16 protein-coding genes are annotated in these 15,619 nt (G+C 50.0%); 1 reads left to right on the top strand and 15 read right to left on the bottom strand.

The window, feature by feature from the left end; genetic code table 11:
• Window positions 1-8: 8 nt before the first annotated feature.
• Complete coding sequence (locus OIR97_RS14495; RefSeq protein WP_219821531.1) at window positions 9-803, top strand: putative metalloprotease CJM1_0395 family protein; 795 nt, start codon at window positions 9-11, stop codon at window positions 801-803.
• A gap of 11 nt (window positions 804-814) precedes the next feature.
• On the opposite strand, the gene thiD is transcribed toward OIR97_RS14495, so the two are convergent.
• The 15 genes from thiD to ruvC form a co-directional block, all read right to left on the bottom strand.
• On the bottom strand, window positions 815-1,618 hold the full coding sequence (gene thiD / locus OIR97_RS14500; RefSeq protein WP_169542966.1) for a bifunctional hydroxymethylpyrimidine kinase/phosphomethylpyrimidine kinase: 804 nt from the start codon (window positions 1,616-1,618) through the stop codon (window positions 815-817).
• A 12-nt stretch (window positions 1,619-1,630) separates the two neighbouring features.
• Entirely contained in the window at window positions 1,631-2,980 is a 1,350-nt protein-coding gene (glmM, locus tag OIR97_RS14505) for a phosphoglucosamine mutase (RefSeq protein ID WP_169542967.1), read from the bottom strand.
• 35 nt (window positions 2,981-3,015) lie between these two features.
• Window positions 3,016-4,155 carry a dihydropteroate synthase gene (gene folP / locus OIR97_RS14510; protein WP_219821532.1) on the bottom strand — a complete coding sequence of 380 codons (1,140 nt, stop codon included), beginning with the start codon at window positions 4,153-4,155 and terminating at the stop codon, window positions 3,016-3,018.
• The gene (ftsH, locus tag OIR97_RS14515) at window positions 4,091-6,022 is read right to left on the bottom strand and encodes an ATP-dependent zinc metalloprotease FtsH (protein ID WP_169542968.1); all 1,932 of its coding nucleotides are present in this window, start codon (window positions 6,020-6,022) and stop codon (window positions 4,091-4,093) included. Before ftsH ends, folP begins: the two co-directional genes overlap by 65 nt.
• A 125-nt stretch (window positions 6,023-6,147) precedes the next feature.
• Window positions 6,148-7,473: a tRNA lysidine(34) synthetase TilS gene (tilS, locus tag OIR97_RS14520; protein WP_169542969.1), complete on the bottom strand. Its 1,326-nt coding sequence runs from the start codon at window positions 7,471-7,473 to the stop codon at window positions 6,148-6,150.
• Window positions 7,474-7,493: 20 nt separating this feature from the next.
• Window positions 7,494-8,561 carry a tol-pal system protein YbgF gene (gene ybgF / locus OIR97_RS14525; protein WP_169542970.1) on the bottom strand — a complete coding sequence of 356 codons (1,068 nt, stop codon included), beginning with the start codon at window positions 8,559-8,561 and terminating at the stop codon, window positions 7,494-7,496.
• 190 nt (window positions 8,562-8,751) lie between these two features.
• Window positions 8,752-9,291 (bottom strand): peptidoglycan-associated lipoprotein Pal, encoded by a 540-nt coding sequence (gene pal / locus OIR97_RS14530; protein ID WP_169542971.1) that lies wholly within the window; start codon window positions 9,289-9,291, stop codon window positions 8,752-8,754.
• 137 nt (window positions 9,292-9,428) lie between these two features.
• Window positions 9,429-10,769: a Tol-Pal system beta propeller repeat protein TolB gene (gene tolB / locus OIR97_RS14535; RefSeq protein ID WP_169544273.1), complete on the bottom strand. Its 1,341-nt coding sequence runs from the start codon at window positions 10,767-10,769 to the stop codon at window positions 9,429-9,431.
• Between the two features lie 5 nt (window positions 10,770-10,774).
• Window positions 10,775-11,746 (bottom strand): cell envelope integrity protein TolA, encoded by a 972-nt coding sequence (locus tag OIR97_RS14540; protein ID WP_169542972.1) that lies wholly within the window; start codon window positions 11,744-11,746, stop codon window positions 10,775-10,777.
• A 14-nt stretch (window positions 11,747-11,760) separates the two neighbouring features.
• Window positions 11,761-12,228: a protein TolR gene (gene tolR, locus OIR97_RS14545; RefSeq protein WP_169542973.1), complete on the bottom strand. Its 468-nt coding sequence runs from the start codon at window positions 12,226-12,228 to the stop codon at window positions 11,761-11,763.
• Window positions 12,229-12,232: 4 nt separating this feature from the next.
• Window positions 12,233-12,952 carry a protein TolQ gene (gene tolQ, locus OIR97_RS14550; RefSeq protein ID WP_169542974.1) on the bottom strand — a complete coding sequence of 240 codons (720 nt, stop codon included), beginning with the start codon at window positions 12,950-12,952 and terminating at the stop codon, window positions 12,233-12,235.
• On the bottom strand, window positions 12,952-13,428 hold the full coding sequence (ybgC, locus tag OIR97_RS14555) for a tol-pal system-associated acyl-CoA thioesterase (protein WP_169542975.1): 477 nt from the start codon (window positions 13,426-13,428) through the stop codon (window positions 12,952-12,954). Before ybgC ends, tolQ begins: the two co-directional genes overlap by 1 nt.
• On the bottom strand, window positions 13,418-14,464 hold the full coding sequence (gene ruvB, locus OIR97_RS14560) for a Holliday junction branch migration DNA helicase RuvB (protein WP_169542976.1): 1,047 nt from the start codon (window positions 14,462-14,464) through the stop codon (window positions 13,418-13,420). The genes ybgC and ruvB overlap by 11 nt, the downstream gene beginning before the upstream one ends.
• Window positions 14,461-15,093: a Holliday junction branch migration protein RuvA gene (gene ruvA, locus OIR97_RS14565; protein WP_169542977.1), complete on the bottom strand. Its 633-nt coding sequence runs from the start codon at window positions 15,091-15,093 to the stop codon at window positions 14,461-14,463. The genes ruvB and ruvA overlap by 4 nt, the downstream gene beginning before the upstream one ends.
• A complete protein-coding gene (gene ruvC / locus OIR97_RS14570; protein ID WP_169542978.1) occupies window positions 15,090-15,605 on the bottom strand; it encodes a crossover junction endodeoxyribonuclease RuvC in 516 nt (171 codons plus the stop codon). The genes ruvA and ruvC overlap by 4 nt, the downstream gene beginning before the upstream one ends.
• Window positions 15,606-15,619: the final 14 nt, after the last annotated feature.

A 15,619-nucleotide genomic window follows, 5' to 3' on the forward strand; every position in this document is an offset into this window, starting at 1 on the left:
TCCTCGGAATGATGATTTCCCAGGCTTCATTCGTTCCGCCCCCAACCGTCCCCTCTTCGGTTGGGACCGCAGCACAACCCACTGCGGCAGCAGGCGCACGCCCAGCAGCCGTTATCCCTGAAAACCAAACCGTTATCGCGACGGCCAAAAGCCCGTCAGTAAAAGCAGATAATTCTCCTCTGCTTTCACTTTCCAATGAGGTATTCAGCGCACTTCATGAGGACCGTAACCACAATCCTGCCATTGAGGGGGCTGAACATATGCCTGAAGAACCCGCAGAAAACAAAAATCCGGTATCTTCCAAAATCGAGACTACAGATCCATCTGGATTAACAGAAGCGGAGCAAGAACAGGTGGAAACTCTGGAACGGCGGGATCGAGAAGTCAGGAACCACGAACAAGCTCATGCAGCTGCCGGCGGGCAATATGCAGGGTCTCCGAGTTACGAGTATCAAACAGGTCCAGACAATCAACGATATGCCGTTGGCGGTGAAGTAAAAATTGATACAGCACCCATAGCAGGAGATCCAGCGGCTACAATCACTAAAATGGACGTGGTCATACGGGCCGCGCTGGCCCCGGCAGAACCCTCTGGTCAAGATAAGGCCGTAGCGGCTGCAGCATCCCAGCGACGCGCAGAAGCACAGGCCGAATTAAGTGCTCAACGTCAGGCTGAACTCTCTGGTAATCTTGAAGAGGCAACAAAATCCGTCAATACCGGTCCATCAGGCGCGCCCGTTTCAGAGAGAGAACGGCCAAAGTCAACGGTTGATCCTAGTGCCATAACGGACCTGTTCGCTTAATCGCCCCCCCTCTAACGAAACGCACCGATCGTGTGACCATGAAGAAGGGGGCCGTGGCCCTCTCCCAAGCCTGGGGCTTTTTGAATAGCAATTTCAACATATCGCAACCCTCGATCCACACTGTCATGCAAAGAAAGGCCTTGCGCCAATCCCGTGGCAATCGCAGACGATAAGGTACAGCCCGTGCCATGCGTATGCCGTGACTTGATCATCGGGTGACTGAATTCATAACTCTGTTCTGGGGTCACTAATAAATCCGTAATAACCGGGCCTTCCCGGTGACCGCCTTTCAACAGGATGGCAGACGGCCCCATTGAAAGCATCTTATCCGCCGCCGCCCGCATATCATCCAGATCCTTGATCGCATGCCCAACAAGGCTTTCTGCCTCAGGAATATTGGGGGTTAGCAAAGTGGTATGCTTTGACACCAAACGCGAAATAATGGCCTCCTGTGCATCATTTGCAAGAAGCGCGGCCCCACCCTTCGCAATCATCACCGGGTCCAGCACAATCGGTGGCAAATCACGCACACTATCCAGATAATCACCAATCGCATGAATAACTTCCGCACGGTGCAACATGCCCATTTTAATCGCATCAAAACCAATATCGTCGAAAACCACACGGATTTGCTCGACAACAAATTTGGCGGGAATAGGTTCGATGGCAAAAACACCTTTTGTGTTCTGCGCGGTCAGGGCTGTCAAAGCTGATGCCCCAAACCCACCCAACGCAGTAATGGTTTTCAGGTCGGCCTGAATCCCTGCGCCCCCGCCAGAATCTGATCCAGCGATTGTTAATACACGCCCTAACATTGATTATGCTCCTTAACCGGCAACTTTCTCGACTTCATGGACGATCTCGTCAACGACCTGATTGACAACATCAATATTCTCCCCTTCGCCCATAACGCGAATAAGAGGTTCCGTTCCCGATTTACGAATTAACAATCGTCCTGTACTGGCGAGTTTTTTCTCACCTGCTGCGATCGCAGCTTTTACAGCAGGGCTTTCCAACGGTTTTCCGGCTTGGTATCGGACATTTTTCAAGACTTGTGGATAAGGATCAAAGCTTCGGCAGACTTCGCTGACAGGACGCCCTTCATTAATAATCACAGACAAAACCTGCAATGCAGCGATCAAACCATCTCCTGTTGTTGCAAAATCGTTCAGAACCATATGCCCCGATTGTTCACCTCCAACATTAAAGCCATGCTTGCGCATATGTTCAACGACATACCGGTCACCAACGGCCGTTCGCACCAGATCAAGGCCTTTGTTGGCAAGGAATTTTTCCAGCCCCATATTGGACATAACGGTCGACACCAACCCGCCGCCTTTCAACAAGCCCCGATCCGCCCAGCTCGCAGTGATCAATGCCATCAGCTGATCGCCGTCGATCAGATGCCCTTTTTCATCACAGATAATCAAGCGATCTGCATCGCCGTCCAAGGCAATACCGAGATGCGCGCCCTCTTCAACCACTCTGGCGCACATGGCGTCTGTTGATGTCGAACCGCAGTTGTCATTGATGTTAAAGCCATCGGGGTTGTCGCCCATGGCAATGACGTCAGCCTCCAACTCCCAAAGGACAGTAGGTGCGACTTTATAGGCCGCACCATTAGCGCAATCCACGACAACCTTGAGTCCTTTTAAAAGCTGATCACGCGGAAAACTGCTTTTGGCAAATTCAATATAGCGGCCTCGCGCATCATCCAGCCGGGTGGCCCGGCCTAACATCTTGGGAGCTGAAAGACTGATTTTGTCGGGATTATCAATCCCCTGTTCAATTTCCAATTCCACTTGATCGGACAGTTTATACCCATCGGGGCCAAACAGTTTGATCCCGTTGTCCTGATAAGGGTTGTGAGACGCAGAAATCATGACGCCTAGATCTGCCCGCAATGAACGGGTCAACATCGCAATCGCCGGCGTCGGCAAAGGGCCAACCAAAATCACATCCATACCAACGGAGACAAATCCGGCGGTAAGCGCGGGCTCGACCATATACCCGGAAAGGCGGGTATCTTTTCCGATCACAACCCGATGACGAAAATCACCACGACCTGTAAATTTCCGGCCCGCCGCCATCCCCACTTTCAAGGCAATATCCGCGGTCATCGGAGACTGATTTGACGTCCCTCGAATACCATCTGTTCCAAAATATTTGCGCGTCATATCCCCTCGCCGCTTTAAATTCTATGCCTTCAAGGCTAAATTGATTGATCGCATTTATCAATGCCTGACCAGACGGCAATCGCCTGACGGCTTTCTGCCACGTCATGCACCCGGAAAATCTGAACTCCAGCGGTTAAACCATATAGCAATGCGGAAAGTGATCCCCCTATTCGGCTCGCTGCTTCACCGGGACGATCAATTTTTCCGATAAATGATTTACGGGAAACCCCCAACAAGACCGGACACCCTAAGGCATGGAAATAAGGCAAACCCTTTAATAGGATCAAATTATGATCCAGCGTCTTTCCAAAGCCAATCCCCGGATCAACACAAATACGCTGAAGTTCAATGCCAGCGTCTCGGCAAAGCATTATTCGCTCTTTCAAATAATCCAGTACGTCAAATAATACATGATCATAGGTCGGGTTATCCTGCATGACTTTTGGATCTGCAGAACTATGCATCAAACAAACTCTTGCATTACTTCGCGCAACGACTTTCACGCTGTCCGGGTCAAATTCCAGGGCTGTAACATCATTAATGATTGCGGCCCCGTCTTTTAATGCAGCCTCCATTATCCTGGGTTTCCGGGTATCCGCCGACAGCAGCACAGGCCAGTTCTGACATGCTTGTAAAACAGGTCTTACGCGGGCCAGTTCTTCTTCCTCTGTCACGGCATCAGCACCCGGGCGCGTACTTTCACCGCCAATATCCAGAATATGCGCGCCCTCCTCCATCATCGCCTTCGCATGGCGAATTGCGTGATCCGCGTCAAAAAATTCGCCGCCGTCTGAAAAGCTATCGGGTGTCACATTGACAATACCCATAATGGCAGGTTTCGGAAGCCCCCAGACATCCTGCGCGCTCATTGCTGTACGAATATGGGCCAATTGCTGGTTAATCTCCTCTTTAAGAAAAGGATAGTCTGCAATCAATGCCTCAATCTCTTCGCAGCTCGCCACAAAAGAATGAACCGATTTATCATGCTTTCGAATGGTTAGCCGAAACTGCGCGCTCGCCATCTGTGGGCCGGGAGCCAAATAAATCCGGTCAGAACAGGAAAGGCCCCGCGATAAAGCGGAGCCTTTTAAGAAGTCATTCATTGGCAGATCACGAACCGGGTTGTGGTTCTGGTTCCATGCCGCCAGAACCCGTGTCAGGCTTTTTATGGCCATCTGCTTTTGGCACCGCAGAGCCCGGACCTTTGTCCATTGGTGTTTCATCATCCTCTGGACGGTTAAGATCGCCACCTTCCATCAGAATTTTGATTTCATCACCGCTTAGCGTTTCATATTCCAGAAGACCTTTGGCAATACGATGCAACTGCTCTTCATTTTCAGTCAGAATTTTCTTGGCTGTCGCTTCACCTTCTTCAACAAAGCGGCGAACCTCCTGATCGATAAGTTCAGCTGTCGCGTCAGAAACATTTTTCTGCTGTGCAACTGAATGGCCCAGGAATACTTCTTCCTGATTAGCACTATACATCAACGGTCCCAACTTGTCGGACAGTCCCCATTCAGTTACCATCCGGCGGGCCATATCCGTCGCCATTTTAATGTCACCAGAAGCGCCTGTTGTCACGGCATCATGACCAAAGATCATTTCTTCAGCAATCCGGCCACCCATGGCAACCGCCAAATGGGCAAGACACTGATCACGACGTAACGAGTAACTGTCCTTTTCAGGAAGCCGCATCACCATTCCCAATGCGCGACCGCGCGGGATGATTGTCGCTTTATGAACCGGATCCGATGCTTTCATATGCATACCGACCAAGGCATGACCACCTTCATGATAAGCGGTCAGTTCCTTTTCTTCTTCAGACATCACCATTGAGCGACGTTCTGTGCCCATCATGACTTTGTCTTTTGCTTCCTCGAATTCCTGATGTGTAACCAGACGCCGTGATTTACGCGCGGCCAGCAAGGCAGCTTCGTTCACCAGGTTGGCCAGATCCGCACCCGAAAAGCCAGGTGTTCCGCGAGCGATTGTCCGAGCATTAACATCATGTGCCAAAGGAACTTTGCGCATGTGAACTTTCAGGATTTTTTCGCGACCAATAATATCAGGGTTAGGGACAACAACTTGACGGTCAAAACGTCCCGGGCGCAACAGCGCTGGATCCAAAACGTCCGGACGGTTTGTTGCAGCAAGAAGAATAACGCCTTCATTTGCTTCAAAACCATCCATCTCGACCAGCAACTGGTTCAATGTCTGCTCACGTTCATCATTACCGCCGCCTAAACCGGCACCGCGATGGCGGCCGACGGCATCAATCTCGTCGATGAAAATAATGCATGGTGCATTTTTCTTACCTTGCTCAAACATGTCTCGAACGCGGCTAGCGCCAACACCGACAAACATTTCAACAAAATCTGAACCGGAAATCGTGAAAAACGGGACATTCGCTTCGCCCGCGACAGATCGCGCGAGTAGAGTTTTACCAGTACCGGGAGGACCAACGAGCAAGCAGCCTTTTGGAATCTTACCACCAAGGCGCTGATATTTCTGCGGGTTTTTCAGGAAGTCGACAACTTCTTCCAATTCTTCTTTGGCTTCTTCGATACCTGCGACATCTTCAAAGGTGACACGACCGTGCTTCTCTGTCAGCAACTTGGCTTTTGACTTACCAAAACCCATGGCTTTTCCGCCGCCGCCCTGCATCTGGCGCATAAAGAAAATCCAGACACCGATCAACAGCAGCATCGGGAACCAGGAAAGCAATGTCGCCATCAACAGGCTGCCTTCTTCTTCCGGAGCCGCCTTGATAACAACGTTATTGGCTTCAAGCTTATCAACTATATTGCTGCCTTGCGGCGTATAAGTTGAGTAAGAAGTCCCGTCACCGGCTGAACCTGTGATGGTTTGACCTTGAATTGTTACCTGACGGATATCACCGTTTTCGACTTTTTGCAGAAAATCGGAATACGCAAGTGATGTACCCGGATTCCGCTGCGATGAGTCATTGAATATATTGAAGAGGGCAACAACAAGCAGTGCAATCACTACCCATAGAACCACATTTTTTCCAAAGAGATTCACGAAAAATCTTCCCTTGCACATCCGGCCATCATTTGGCCAGCATTATTAAACCACGCCCATTTTCATGGAGACATCATAGATATAAGTCAAATATGCGAACATCCAATAGGCAGTGTTACACAGACTCACGATAAAAAATGGCATTTGGGTTTGAATACCATTTCAAAGCGCCCTTGCGCAATGCCCATGGCATCTAAATTATAGGAAAACAGAGGCATAGAGACGATTTTGGCACCAATCCAAATAGAAGGAAGGTTTTTTTTCACAATAGAAGGCAACGGATCGGGCATTTGCCATTCCAGCGATTCTTTTAATTGCTGCCAACCATCGTCCCCAATAACCCGCACTCGAGGACAGTCTTGTTCGCTGATATTTGTCCCCGGCACCGTGTCTCTAATTTCAAAACGGTCATCCCACAGGCATACCCTGTTATTTGTTAGTTCTTTTTCCGGAAGATCTGTTCGTCCCGGCTCACGACATAAAATCCAATGATCGCGCTGCGGCAATAACTGGCAGCCAAATAGAGTTTTGGCCTTCGACATCTGTTCCGACTTCAGAGAGTGCTGCAACCGTTCCAACGCATTCATTTGCGGCCCCTGCCCCATCCCTCTGACAAAAATGAACAGTCTTTGCAGAAACCGAATGGCAATCTCGTCAGGCATCTCTTCAATTGCTGCCTTTGAAAACCTGACAAATCCCAGCGGGCTTTCAACAACATGGGCCCGCAAATACTGTTCAGTGATAGTACTAAGAGCCCGATCAGCACGTTGTGTGCGAGTGACGCTTAATTCCAAAGATTGCAGATTACTTTCTGGGAGATCTACTAGGATCTCCAAGGCCTGCCCCAGATGCGTTCTTGTAAAAACCGGATTGTCATTGCTTGGATCATCAATCCACTGCTGATCAGATTTTTGTAAAAAGGCTCTTAGTTGCTGCCGACTGACTGACAGAAATGGACGACTTATAATAATCCCGTCCTGTTCGCGAGTGGCAGGCATGACGCTTAACCCCTGAACCCCGCTTCCTTTCGCCAGGCGCATCAGGAATGTTTCAAGCTGATCCTCCAGTTGATGGCCCATAATAAGAAGATTAGCACCCAACTGCTTGCATTTTTCCCTTAACAGACGGTAACGGGCGTTTCTTGCCGCTTGTTGAATACCTGCGCGTGGATGAGGTCCTTTCCAAGTAAGGATGTGGTGTTCCATTCCAATCTTTAATAGCCATTCCGCAACCAACTCCGCTTCCTGCCGGGCTTCTGGCCGCAAGCCGTGATCAACAGTCAGTCCCACCACTTGAACACCCGTACGCTGTGCCCAATCCATAGCCGCCAGACAAGCGGCCATGCTGTCAGAACCACCAGACACGGCAACGCCCACCTTTAAGATGTCTCCCTGAGGAATTTCAAGGGACTTGAGGTGGGCGTCAAAAATGGACTGTACGGATACTACCATGTCACGTCATATGTCTGATCTTACTGGCATCCGAATTTTTGTTTTTCCAAACCAGCAATCCGTTTAAGACGGGAAGACAGATTATTGAACTGTTTTTCCAACTGCTGGAAGGTTGCACACGCTTCTTCTTTTTGCTCCATCCGGCCGAGGGTCATTGCCAGTTTCAACAGATTGTCAGCTGCTTTGGAACTGTCCGGATAATTTTGATAACCGTTCAAAAATGAAGAGGCGGCGTTGGGATAGTCTCCTCGCACGTAATAGGTTTCACCCAGCCAGTATTGTGCATTGCCGGCGAGTTCATGTTCTTTATTGCTTTGTAGAAACGCTGCAAATGCTTGTTCGGCACCTGCGAAATCATCCTTACTCAACATTGAGAAAGCCTGATTATACTGTGCCGCCGGGTCCAGATTTTCAGTCGGAGCGACTGCCGCGACAGAAGGTGCACTTTCATTGGCGGGCGCAGCAGTGTCAACCGGCGCGGTACCATCCGCGGGCACCCGCAAAGTTCCAAGCAGCCGCGTCCCTTTTGGTAATCCCGCTGCCGCCGTTCCAGAGGCAGATCGAGATACATTATCCGCTGTTGCGGATTGCGGGTTATTTTGAGGGGCTGTGCCTGTTAAGGGTAAGTTGGAAGCTGGCACCGTATTCTGGCCAACGATCGACTGACCGCCATTTAACCGTCGTTCAATATCTGTGAGACGGAAATCAATATCCAGAACAAGCTTATCCAACCGATTTTTCAACTGATCCAGCTTGAAAGTGATTTCCTCAAGATTTCCGGTTGCCCGTCTCTGCTCGCTTTCCAACGCATCAATCCGGGACGACAACAAGGCCGCAGCTTCCCCACCGGCAATGGCGCCACCGCCAGAAGAAACTGTAGGTGCCGGAACATCTTGGCCCTGGAATACTTTTCTCTGCACATTCGTCAGATCAGCTTCCAAACGATTAATACGGTCCAAAAGCGCCTGAACATCACTGCTTTGCGCCTGAGCCGAAGAAAAGGCCAATGTTGAAAACAAAACGGTTGTCGCAGCAAACGCGATCAGGACAATTGAATGACGATGTCCAGTTTTTGATTTTTCTTTCACCTTAGCACCTATTTTCGAACGCTTTCATCTGGGACGGGCCAAAAGACCGTTAAATTCGGAACATTATATAAGGGAATATTGTGACCAAACAGAGGCTTTTATCCAGACTTGTATTTATACATAAAAAAGCCCGTTGCCGGTCTACAGCAAGCTGGACCGGCAACGGGCTATGCATCAAGTAGTCAGACTGTTAGTTGACAGCCAAAACGCCACGACGGTTCTGAGACCACGCAGCTTCGGTATGACCCAAGGCTACTGGACGTTCTTTACCAAACGAAATCGTTGAAACACGTGAGGCAGAAATGCCCAATGTTACAAGATAGTTTTTAACAGCAGTTGCACGGCGTTCGCCGAGTGCAAGGTTGTATTCACGTGTACCGCGTTCGTCCGCATGACCTTCAACAGTGACAGTCACTGTTGGGTTCGCTTTCAACCAGGCGGCCTGACGCTGGACAGTCGCCCGCGCTTCGTCGCTAAGATTGAATTTGTCGAAACCGTAGAATACACGATCACCAACATTCAGAACCAAGTCTTCCTGGCTACCAGGCTGAACCTGATTTGAACCAGTGCTTGCAGAAGTACCGCCAGTTGATCCAGAAGAGCTGCCAGCCTGGGACGATGCGCCCCCACCAGTGCTGTCGCCGGAGTCCGTTGGCGCTGTTTCACATGCTGCGACCAATGTCAGTGCAGCAAACATACTCAAGAATTTAAGGCCAAGATTGAGCCGCATTTACTTAACTCCCATCCTCTGGAAATCTAAATTTTTGGGTATTCCAAGTAAAACGACGTCCAATTGAAGTGACGCTGCCCCTCCCTGAAATATACTCCCCCTAGAAAATCTTACTTTTTCACTATACTTATGCTCACTCACGGAAGCAAGGGCGACCATGCTGGATCAGACCCATCCCGCGGAGTGATCATTTCTCTTTCGTTATAACCTGTCAAATCCACAGACCACAAGCTAACTTTATCACCAACCCCGTTCTTATTTCCCGGTACTTGTCGGAAAAACACAAGAACACGCCCATTTGGTGCCCAAGAAGGGCCCTCATTATGAAACCCTTCAGTCAGGATGCGTTCCTGCGAACCGTCAGTTCTCATCACGCCTATGGAGAATTTACCACCCGTCAATTTTGTAAAGGCTATCAAATCTCCACGGGGGGACCAGACGGGTGTGCCATAATTACCACGACCGAAGCTTATCCGCTTCACATTTGAGCCATCTGCGTTCATTACATAGAGCTGCTGACGACCGCCACGGTCTGATTCAAACGTGATCCGCGTCCCGTCCGGAGAGAAGGAAGGCGCCGTATCAATGCCCGGATGCTTGGTTAAACGTTTTAAAGAACGCGTCCGCAAATCCATCAGGTAAATATCCGAATTGCCGTTCTCAGCCATACTCATCACAACCTGATTTCCGGATGGAGAAAAGCGCGGGGCAAAAGTCATCCCCGGAAATTCTCCCAGCACTTCCTGCTGCCCGGTATCAATGTTGAACAGATAAACCCGCGGACGATTGTTGAAATAGGACAGGTAAGTAATTTCCTGCTGTGTTGGCGAAAAGCGGGGGGTCAAAACAAGATTGCTGCCATCCGTCAGGAATTGATGCCGTTCCCCGTCCTGATCCATGATCGCAAGACGCTTCACCCGCCGGTCGGCTGGACCACTTTCCGAAACATAAACAATCCGGGTGTCAAAATACCCTTCTTCACCGGTTAGGCGCTTATAAATCTGATCCGCAATCAAATGGGCCGTACGACGCCAATTGGTCGCGGCACTTTTATATCCAAAACCGGCCAGATACTGCTCGGAAAAAACATCCCATAAGCGGAACTGTACATTAATTCGCCCATCGGGCAGCGCCCGCACCATCCCGGTAGACAGGCCTTGTGCATTAATTTTGCGCCAGTTAGAAAAAACCGGAGTTGCCTGAAGATCGACAGGTTTTTGCAGGAATGCCCGCGGGTCAATCGGGGCGAACAGGCCAGATCGTTCCAAATCAGCCCGGATAACCTCGGCAATCTTCTGACCAACCAGCCCGGCTGTTTCCGTTTCGCTATAAAAATCAGTAATTGCCACGGGAAGAGGCTTGATATTACCTTGCGTGATATCAATAACCAGTTCAGCACGAGCAGGTGAGGCAACTGCGATTGAAAGCACAAGGCCTACTGCAACCCAATACCCCCAGTTAGCAAATTGGCGTACCATATTTCTCATTGTCCAAACATCTCCCTTGGGTTGAACTTTAATCTAGTATCCCGCCAACGTTCATATTTATCAATTGGCAATCGATACGGCTGACATTGCAGGACGGCTCGAATAGCACTTTCAGCAGCAATTCTTTCAAAATTGTCGCCAAATGACTTGTTTCCAACCAATTCCGGTCGTCCCTGGACCGATCCATCCTGATTAAGCGTAATACGCAACTCAACAATTAGCTCTTCCGCCCGCACACTTCCTGTTGGCGGACTCCAACATCTTTGAACCTGCTGTTTGAACGCATCTTTCTCGCTTAAACTTAAAGGCAGTGACCTGTCTGCGGCCCGATCGGACGCAGCAGCAACCCTTTCAGCAGATTTGGACTTTTTTGTGTCCGACGTTTCATCCGTTCGTTTCGCCTGTTCTTTTTTCTTCTTGTCCAGCAAGGCAGATATCTGACTAAGGTCAAACTTCTTCTTTGGTTCCTCTTTTGGTTCCGGTTTTTTCTGAACAACCTTTTTTTCCGGCCGTGGTTTAATCTTTGGCTTCGGAATGGCCTTTGGTTTTTCAACCTTTTTGACCTCTTCTTTTTTTGGTTCGGGTTCCGGCTTCGGCTCTGGCTCAGGCTCAGGCTCCGGCTCTGGCTCTGGCTTCGGAGCTGTCTCCGGCTCAGGTTCCGGTGTTGGCTCGGGCTCTGGCTCCGGTTTAGGCTCGGGCTTTGGCTCGGGCTTTGGCTCGGGCTTTGGCTCGGGTTTTGGCTCCGGTTTTGGCTCGGGTTTTGGCGGCTCTTTAGGTTCGGGCTCTTTTTCTTCTGGTGCCGGCTGGTCTTTTGGCAAATTCGTGATATCGGCAATATCGACGATTTCAACCTGAATAACCTTTGGCTGGTCCAAAAGTTCGGGATCCTGAAACAAAGGCAAGCCTGTATACATGAGCAATAAAATAAGCCCGTGCAAACCAGCAGATATGACCGTTGATACTTTCATCAAAGAAGACCGGCCTATTCTTTTTTCTCAGTCTTGGCTTTCGCCTTGTCAGCTGAGCTACTCGATACCATCGCGACTTTGGTAAAGCCAGCGTCATGGATTTCACCCATCACTTGCAGAACCCGGCCATAATTAACGTTCTTATCGCCCCGAACAAAGATCCGTTGGTCTGCCTTCGCACCAACAACAGCCTGTAGCTTTGGCACCAGATTAACCAACTCAATTTCCAGATCTTCCAGATACAAGCGACCGTCCACATCAACACTGATAACCAGCGGCTCATCATTTCCCTGAACCGTAGAAGACTTTGTTTCAGGTAAATCCAGCGGCACACCTACAGTCAGTAATGGGGCCGTCACCATAAAGACGATCAGCAACACCAACATCACATCGACAAAAGGCGTCACATTGATTTCGGACATTGCCTTAAGTCGGCGTTTCCGGCCCTGCCCTGTAAAAGCGTCGTAATGATTGGTGTCCATACCTTTATCCTTGATCCAACTGACGAGACAGGATGGCAGAAAACTCACCGGCAAAGCCTTCAAGTCGGGTTACAATGCGCTGTAAATCATTGGAAAATTTGTTATATGCGACAACCGCAGGGATCGCAGCAACCAGTCCCAGCGCCGTTGCGAAAAGGGCTTCGGCGATACCAGGCGCGACGACAGCAAGACTGGTGTCCTTTGTTGCGGCAATCGCCTGAAAACTATTCATAATGCCCCAAACCGTCCCAAACAAACCAATGAAAGTCGCGGTAGAGCCCACTGTCGCCAGAAATCCGAGATACTTCTCCAGACGCTCCACTTCCCGATCAATGGCAACACGCATCACTTGATGAATACGCGCCTGCAGGCCGGTATGACTGTTTTTATCCAGTCCTTTTTCTGTCGACCGCAACCATTCCCGCATTGCAGTTGAAAAAAGCATTGCAAGTGGATTGTCAGGGCTGTTCCCCACACGTCGATAAAGGTCTTCCAGATTACCGCCCGACCAGAAGTCATTTTCAAACTCGTCGGAGTCTGCGGTGACACGGCGATATTTCAGGATCTTGTCGATGATGATGGCCCAACTCCAAAAGGAAGCCAGTATCAAAACAATCATAACAATTTGAACAACAATATCGGCCCTCAGGAACAGGCCGAGCATAGACAAATCATGAGAGACACCGCCCAAAGACTGGGCAGCTACAAGCGCGTCATTTTCCATTATTTCTTCATGGCTCCTGAAAAATCAGTGATTGATAGGAATTTATCCCTTATTTGCGGCGAAAAGCGGGCAGCTTTTCCGTTCTTATGTAAACAGGCCACCCGAACGGTGCTTTTTACCAAAAGATCGTCGCCTCGATAGACATCCTGTTTCATCCGCAAGGTTGCCCCTTTCAATTCGAAAAGGTGCGTGCGCACATCAAGCGCGTCATCCATACGGGCTGGGCTCAGATACTCAACCTGGCACTCTCGTACAACGAAATTAACATTTTCCGTGATCATCAGCTGTTGTTGATTGATACCGATACCGCGGAGCAAATCTGTCCGCGCCCGCTCGGTAAATTTTAAATAATTAGCGTAATAAACAATCCCGCCAGCATCCGTATCTTCCCAAAAAACCTGCACGGGAAAATGATGCAAAGGGCCTTGCTCACCGGAAAAGTCAATCCTACCGATCATTGCCGGATCACTGCTCACGGGGCGGCTCCTCAATCAGATCCAGTTGCGAGGCCAATTGTTTTGGAAAGCTAAAGCCCAGATGATCAAAAGCCGCTTTTGTCAATAAACGCCCACGAGGTGTTCTTTGCAGAAACCCCTGTTGAATAAGGTAGGGCTCAATGATGTCTTCAATCGCGTCACGAGGCTCGGACAAAGCTGCTGATAAGGTTTCCACACCGACTGGTCCTCCTCCAAAATCCTGGGCGATACGGGTCAGGTAACGTCGGTCCATTGCATCCAGTCCGCGCTTATCCACTTCCAGACGGTTCAACGCTGCATCCGCCTGCTCGGCAGAGATCACATCAACACCAGCCACAGACGCAAAATCCCGAACACGTCGCAACAACCGTCCTGCAACACGCGGTGTGCCACGGCTTCGATTGGCAATTTCCTGGGCGCCTTCATCACTGAGTTTGACGCCAAGGACGCGCGCACCACGGGCAACGATCAACTGTAACTCGGCGGGTTCGTAAAAATTCATCCGAAGCGGAATGCCAAAGCGTTCGCGAAGGGGTGTTGTGATCAGGCCGGAGCGGGTTGTCGCCCCAACCAGCGTAAACGGAGGCAAATCAATTCTGACGGATCGGGCGGCAGGGCCCTCCCCAATAATCAAATCAAGATGAAAGTCTTCCATCGCCGGATACAGAATTTCTTCAACCGCCGGGTTCAATCTGTGAATTTCATCAATAAACAGAACGTCATTTTCTTCGAGGTTCGTCAGCAATGCCGCCAAGTCCCCGGCTTTACTGATTACCGGTCCGGCTGTTGCCCTGAAATTAACACCCAGTTCGCGCGCAACGATCTGTGAGAGTGTTGTTTTCCCTAGGCCCGGAGGGCCAAAAAACATTACATGGTCAAGAGCATCTCCGCGCGCTTTTGCAGCCTGAATAAAAACGCTTAGATTTTCCCGGACTTGTTTTTGACCAATGAAATCGCCTAAAACCTGGGGCCGAAATTGTTGCTCATAATCATCCGATCCTGATTTTGTCGCACCGATTAAACGATCATCGGTCATGCAGCCAGCTCCTTCAAGCCTTCGGTGATCAGGGCTTCAACCGTTGCATCTTCACCAAGGCGCCGTCCCGCCGCCGCAACAGCACCGAATGCATCTGCCCGGCCATAACCAAGATTGACAAGTGCAGAAATAGCATCATTTGCCGCGACCACTGGTGTTGTCTGGCCAGCTGGTTTCGACTTGGTGATTGTATCATTTGCTGTAAAGGCAGCTGGGCCGAGGTTCATTTTCGCCACTTTGTCTTTTAGCTCAGTGACAATCCGGCCTGCTACTTTCGGCCCAACACCACTCACGCGGGTCAAGGCGGTCTTATCGGCAGCCGCCACAATTTGAGTCAACTCATCACTTCCGAACAAAGACAGAATTCCCAAGGCAACTTTCGCGCCAACGCCTTGGACTGTCTGTAATAGTCCAAACCAGCTTTTCTCTCCCATATCCTGAAAACCATACAAGTGGATATGATCTTCGCGGACGTGGGTTTCAATGTGAAGCGAAACTGTCCCGCCTATCTCTGGAAGGGCACGTAATGTGCGTCCAGAGCAAAATGCCAGATACCCCACACCGCCTACGTCCAGAATGATCCAGTCCTCGCCGGTGCTATCCAGTATTCCGGTTAATTTTGCAATCATACTTTACCCCCGGCCATGGTTATCGCTTTCCCCAGATGTCGACGGCTTCCCGCATAATGAGCGTGACAAATAGCAACGGCCAATGCATCAGCAGCATGCTCATTGGCAATTTTACAGCCCGGTAGCAGCATACTGACCATCGCATGAATTTGTTCTTTCCCTGCGTGACCCGCGCCAACAACTGATTTCTTGATTTTATTGGGCGCATATTCTTCAACGGCCAGATTATGAAGGGCCGGAACCAGCAAAGCGATGCCCCTTGCCTGACCAAGCTTCAGCGTAGAGACTGGGTTCTTATTAACAAAGGTTTCCTCGACAGCCGCCTCTTGAGGCTGCCAATCTGCGATCACTTTTTCAATACCTTCAAAAAGCTGAACTAGACGACCTGCAAGATCAAGGGACGCATCTGATGCAACAGCCCCGTTGGCAAGATGCCGAAGAGAGTTCCCCTCGGCTTCTATGATCCCCCAACCTGTATGTCGCAATCCAGGGTCCAGACCTAACAAACGCATTCTATAACATGACC

This window comes from Sneathiella aquimaris (assembly GCF_026409565.1).
Taxonomy (GTDB): Bacteria; Pseudomonadota; Alphaproteobacteria; order Sneathiellales; family Sneathiellaceae; genus Sneathiella; species Sneathiella aquimaris.

What these genes read in the sequence shown, in the direction of transcription:
- OIR97_RS14495 (WP_219821531.1), top strand. Translation starts at nt 9, where the DNA reads ATGATGATTTCCCAGGCTTCATTCGTTCCGCCCCCAACCGTCCCCTCT.
- thiD (WP_169542966.1), bottom strand. Translation starts at nt 1,618, where the DNA reads ATGTTAGGGCGTGTATTAACAATCGCTGGATCAGATTCTGGCGGGGGC.
- glmM (WP_169542967.1), bottom strand. Translation starts at nt 2,980, where the DNA reads ATGACGCGCAAATATTTTGGAACAGATGGTATTCGAGGGACGTCAAAT.
- folP (WP_219821532.1), bottom strand. Translation starts at nt 4,155, where the DNA reads ATGGCCATAAAAAGCCTGACACGGGTTCTGGCGGCATGGAACCAGAAC.
- tilS (WP_169542969.1), bottom strand. Translation starts at nt 7,473, where the DNA reads ATGGTAGTATCCGTACAGTCCATTTTTGACGCCCACCTCAAGTCCCTT.
- pal (WP_169542971.1), bottom strand. Translation starts at nt 9,291, where the DNA reads ATGCGGCTCAATCTTGGCCTTAAATTCTTGAGTATGTTTGCTGCACTG.
- tolB (WP_169544273.1), bottom strand. Translation starts at nt 10,769, where the DNA reads ATGGTACGCCAATTTGCTAACTGGGGGTATTGGGTTGCAGTAGGCCTT.
- OIR97_RS14540 (WP_169542972.1), bottom strand. Translation starts at nt 11,746, where the DNA reads ATGAAAGTATCAACGGTCATATCTGCTGGTTTGCACGGGCTTATTTTA.
- tolR (WP_169542973.1), bottom strand. Translation starts at nt 12,228, where the DNA reads ATGGACACCAATCATTACGACGCTTTTACAGGGCAGGGCCGGAAACGC.
- tolQ (WP_169542974.1), bottom strand. Translation starts at nt 12,952, where the DNA reads ATGGAAAATGACGCGCTTGTAGCTGCCCAGTCTTTGGGCGGTGTCTCT.
- ruvB (WP_169542976.1), bottom strand. Translation starts at nt 14,464, where the DNA reads ATGACCGATGATCGTTTAATCGGTGCGACAAAATCAGGATCGGATGAT.
- ruvA (WP_169542977.1), bottom strand. Translation starts at nt 15,093, where the DNA reads ATGATTGCAAAATTAACCGGAATACTGGATAGCACCGGCGAGGACTGG.
- ruvC (WP_169542978.1), bottom strand. Translation starts at nt 15,605, where the DNA reads ATGCGTTTGTTAGGTCTGGACCCTGGATTGCGACATACAGGTTGGGGG.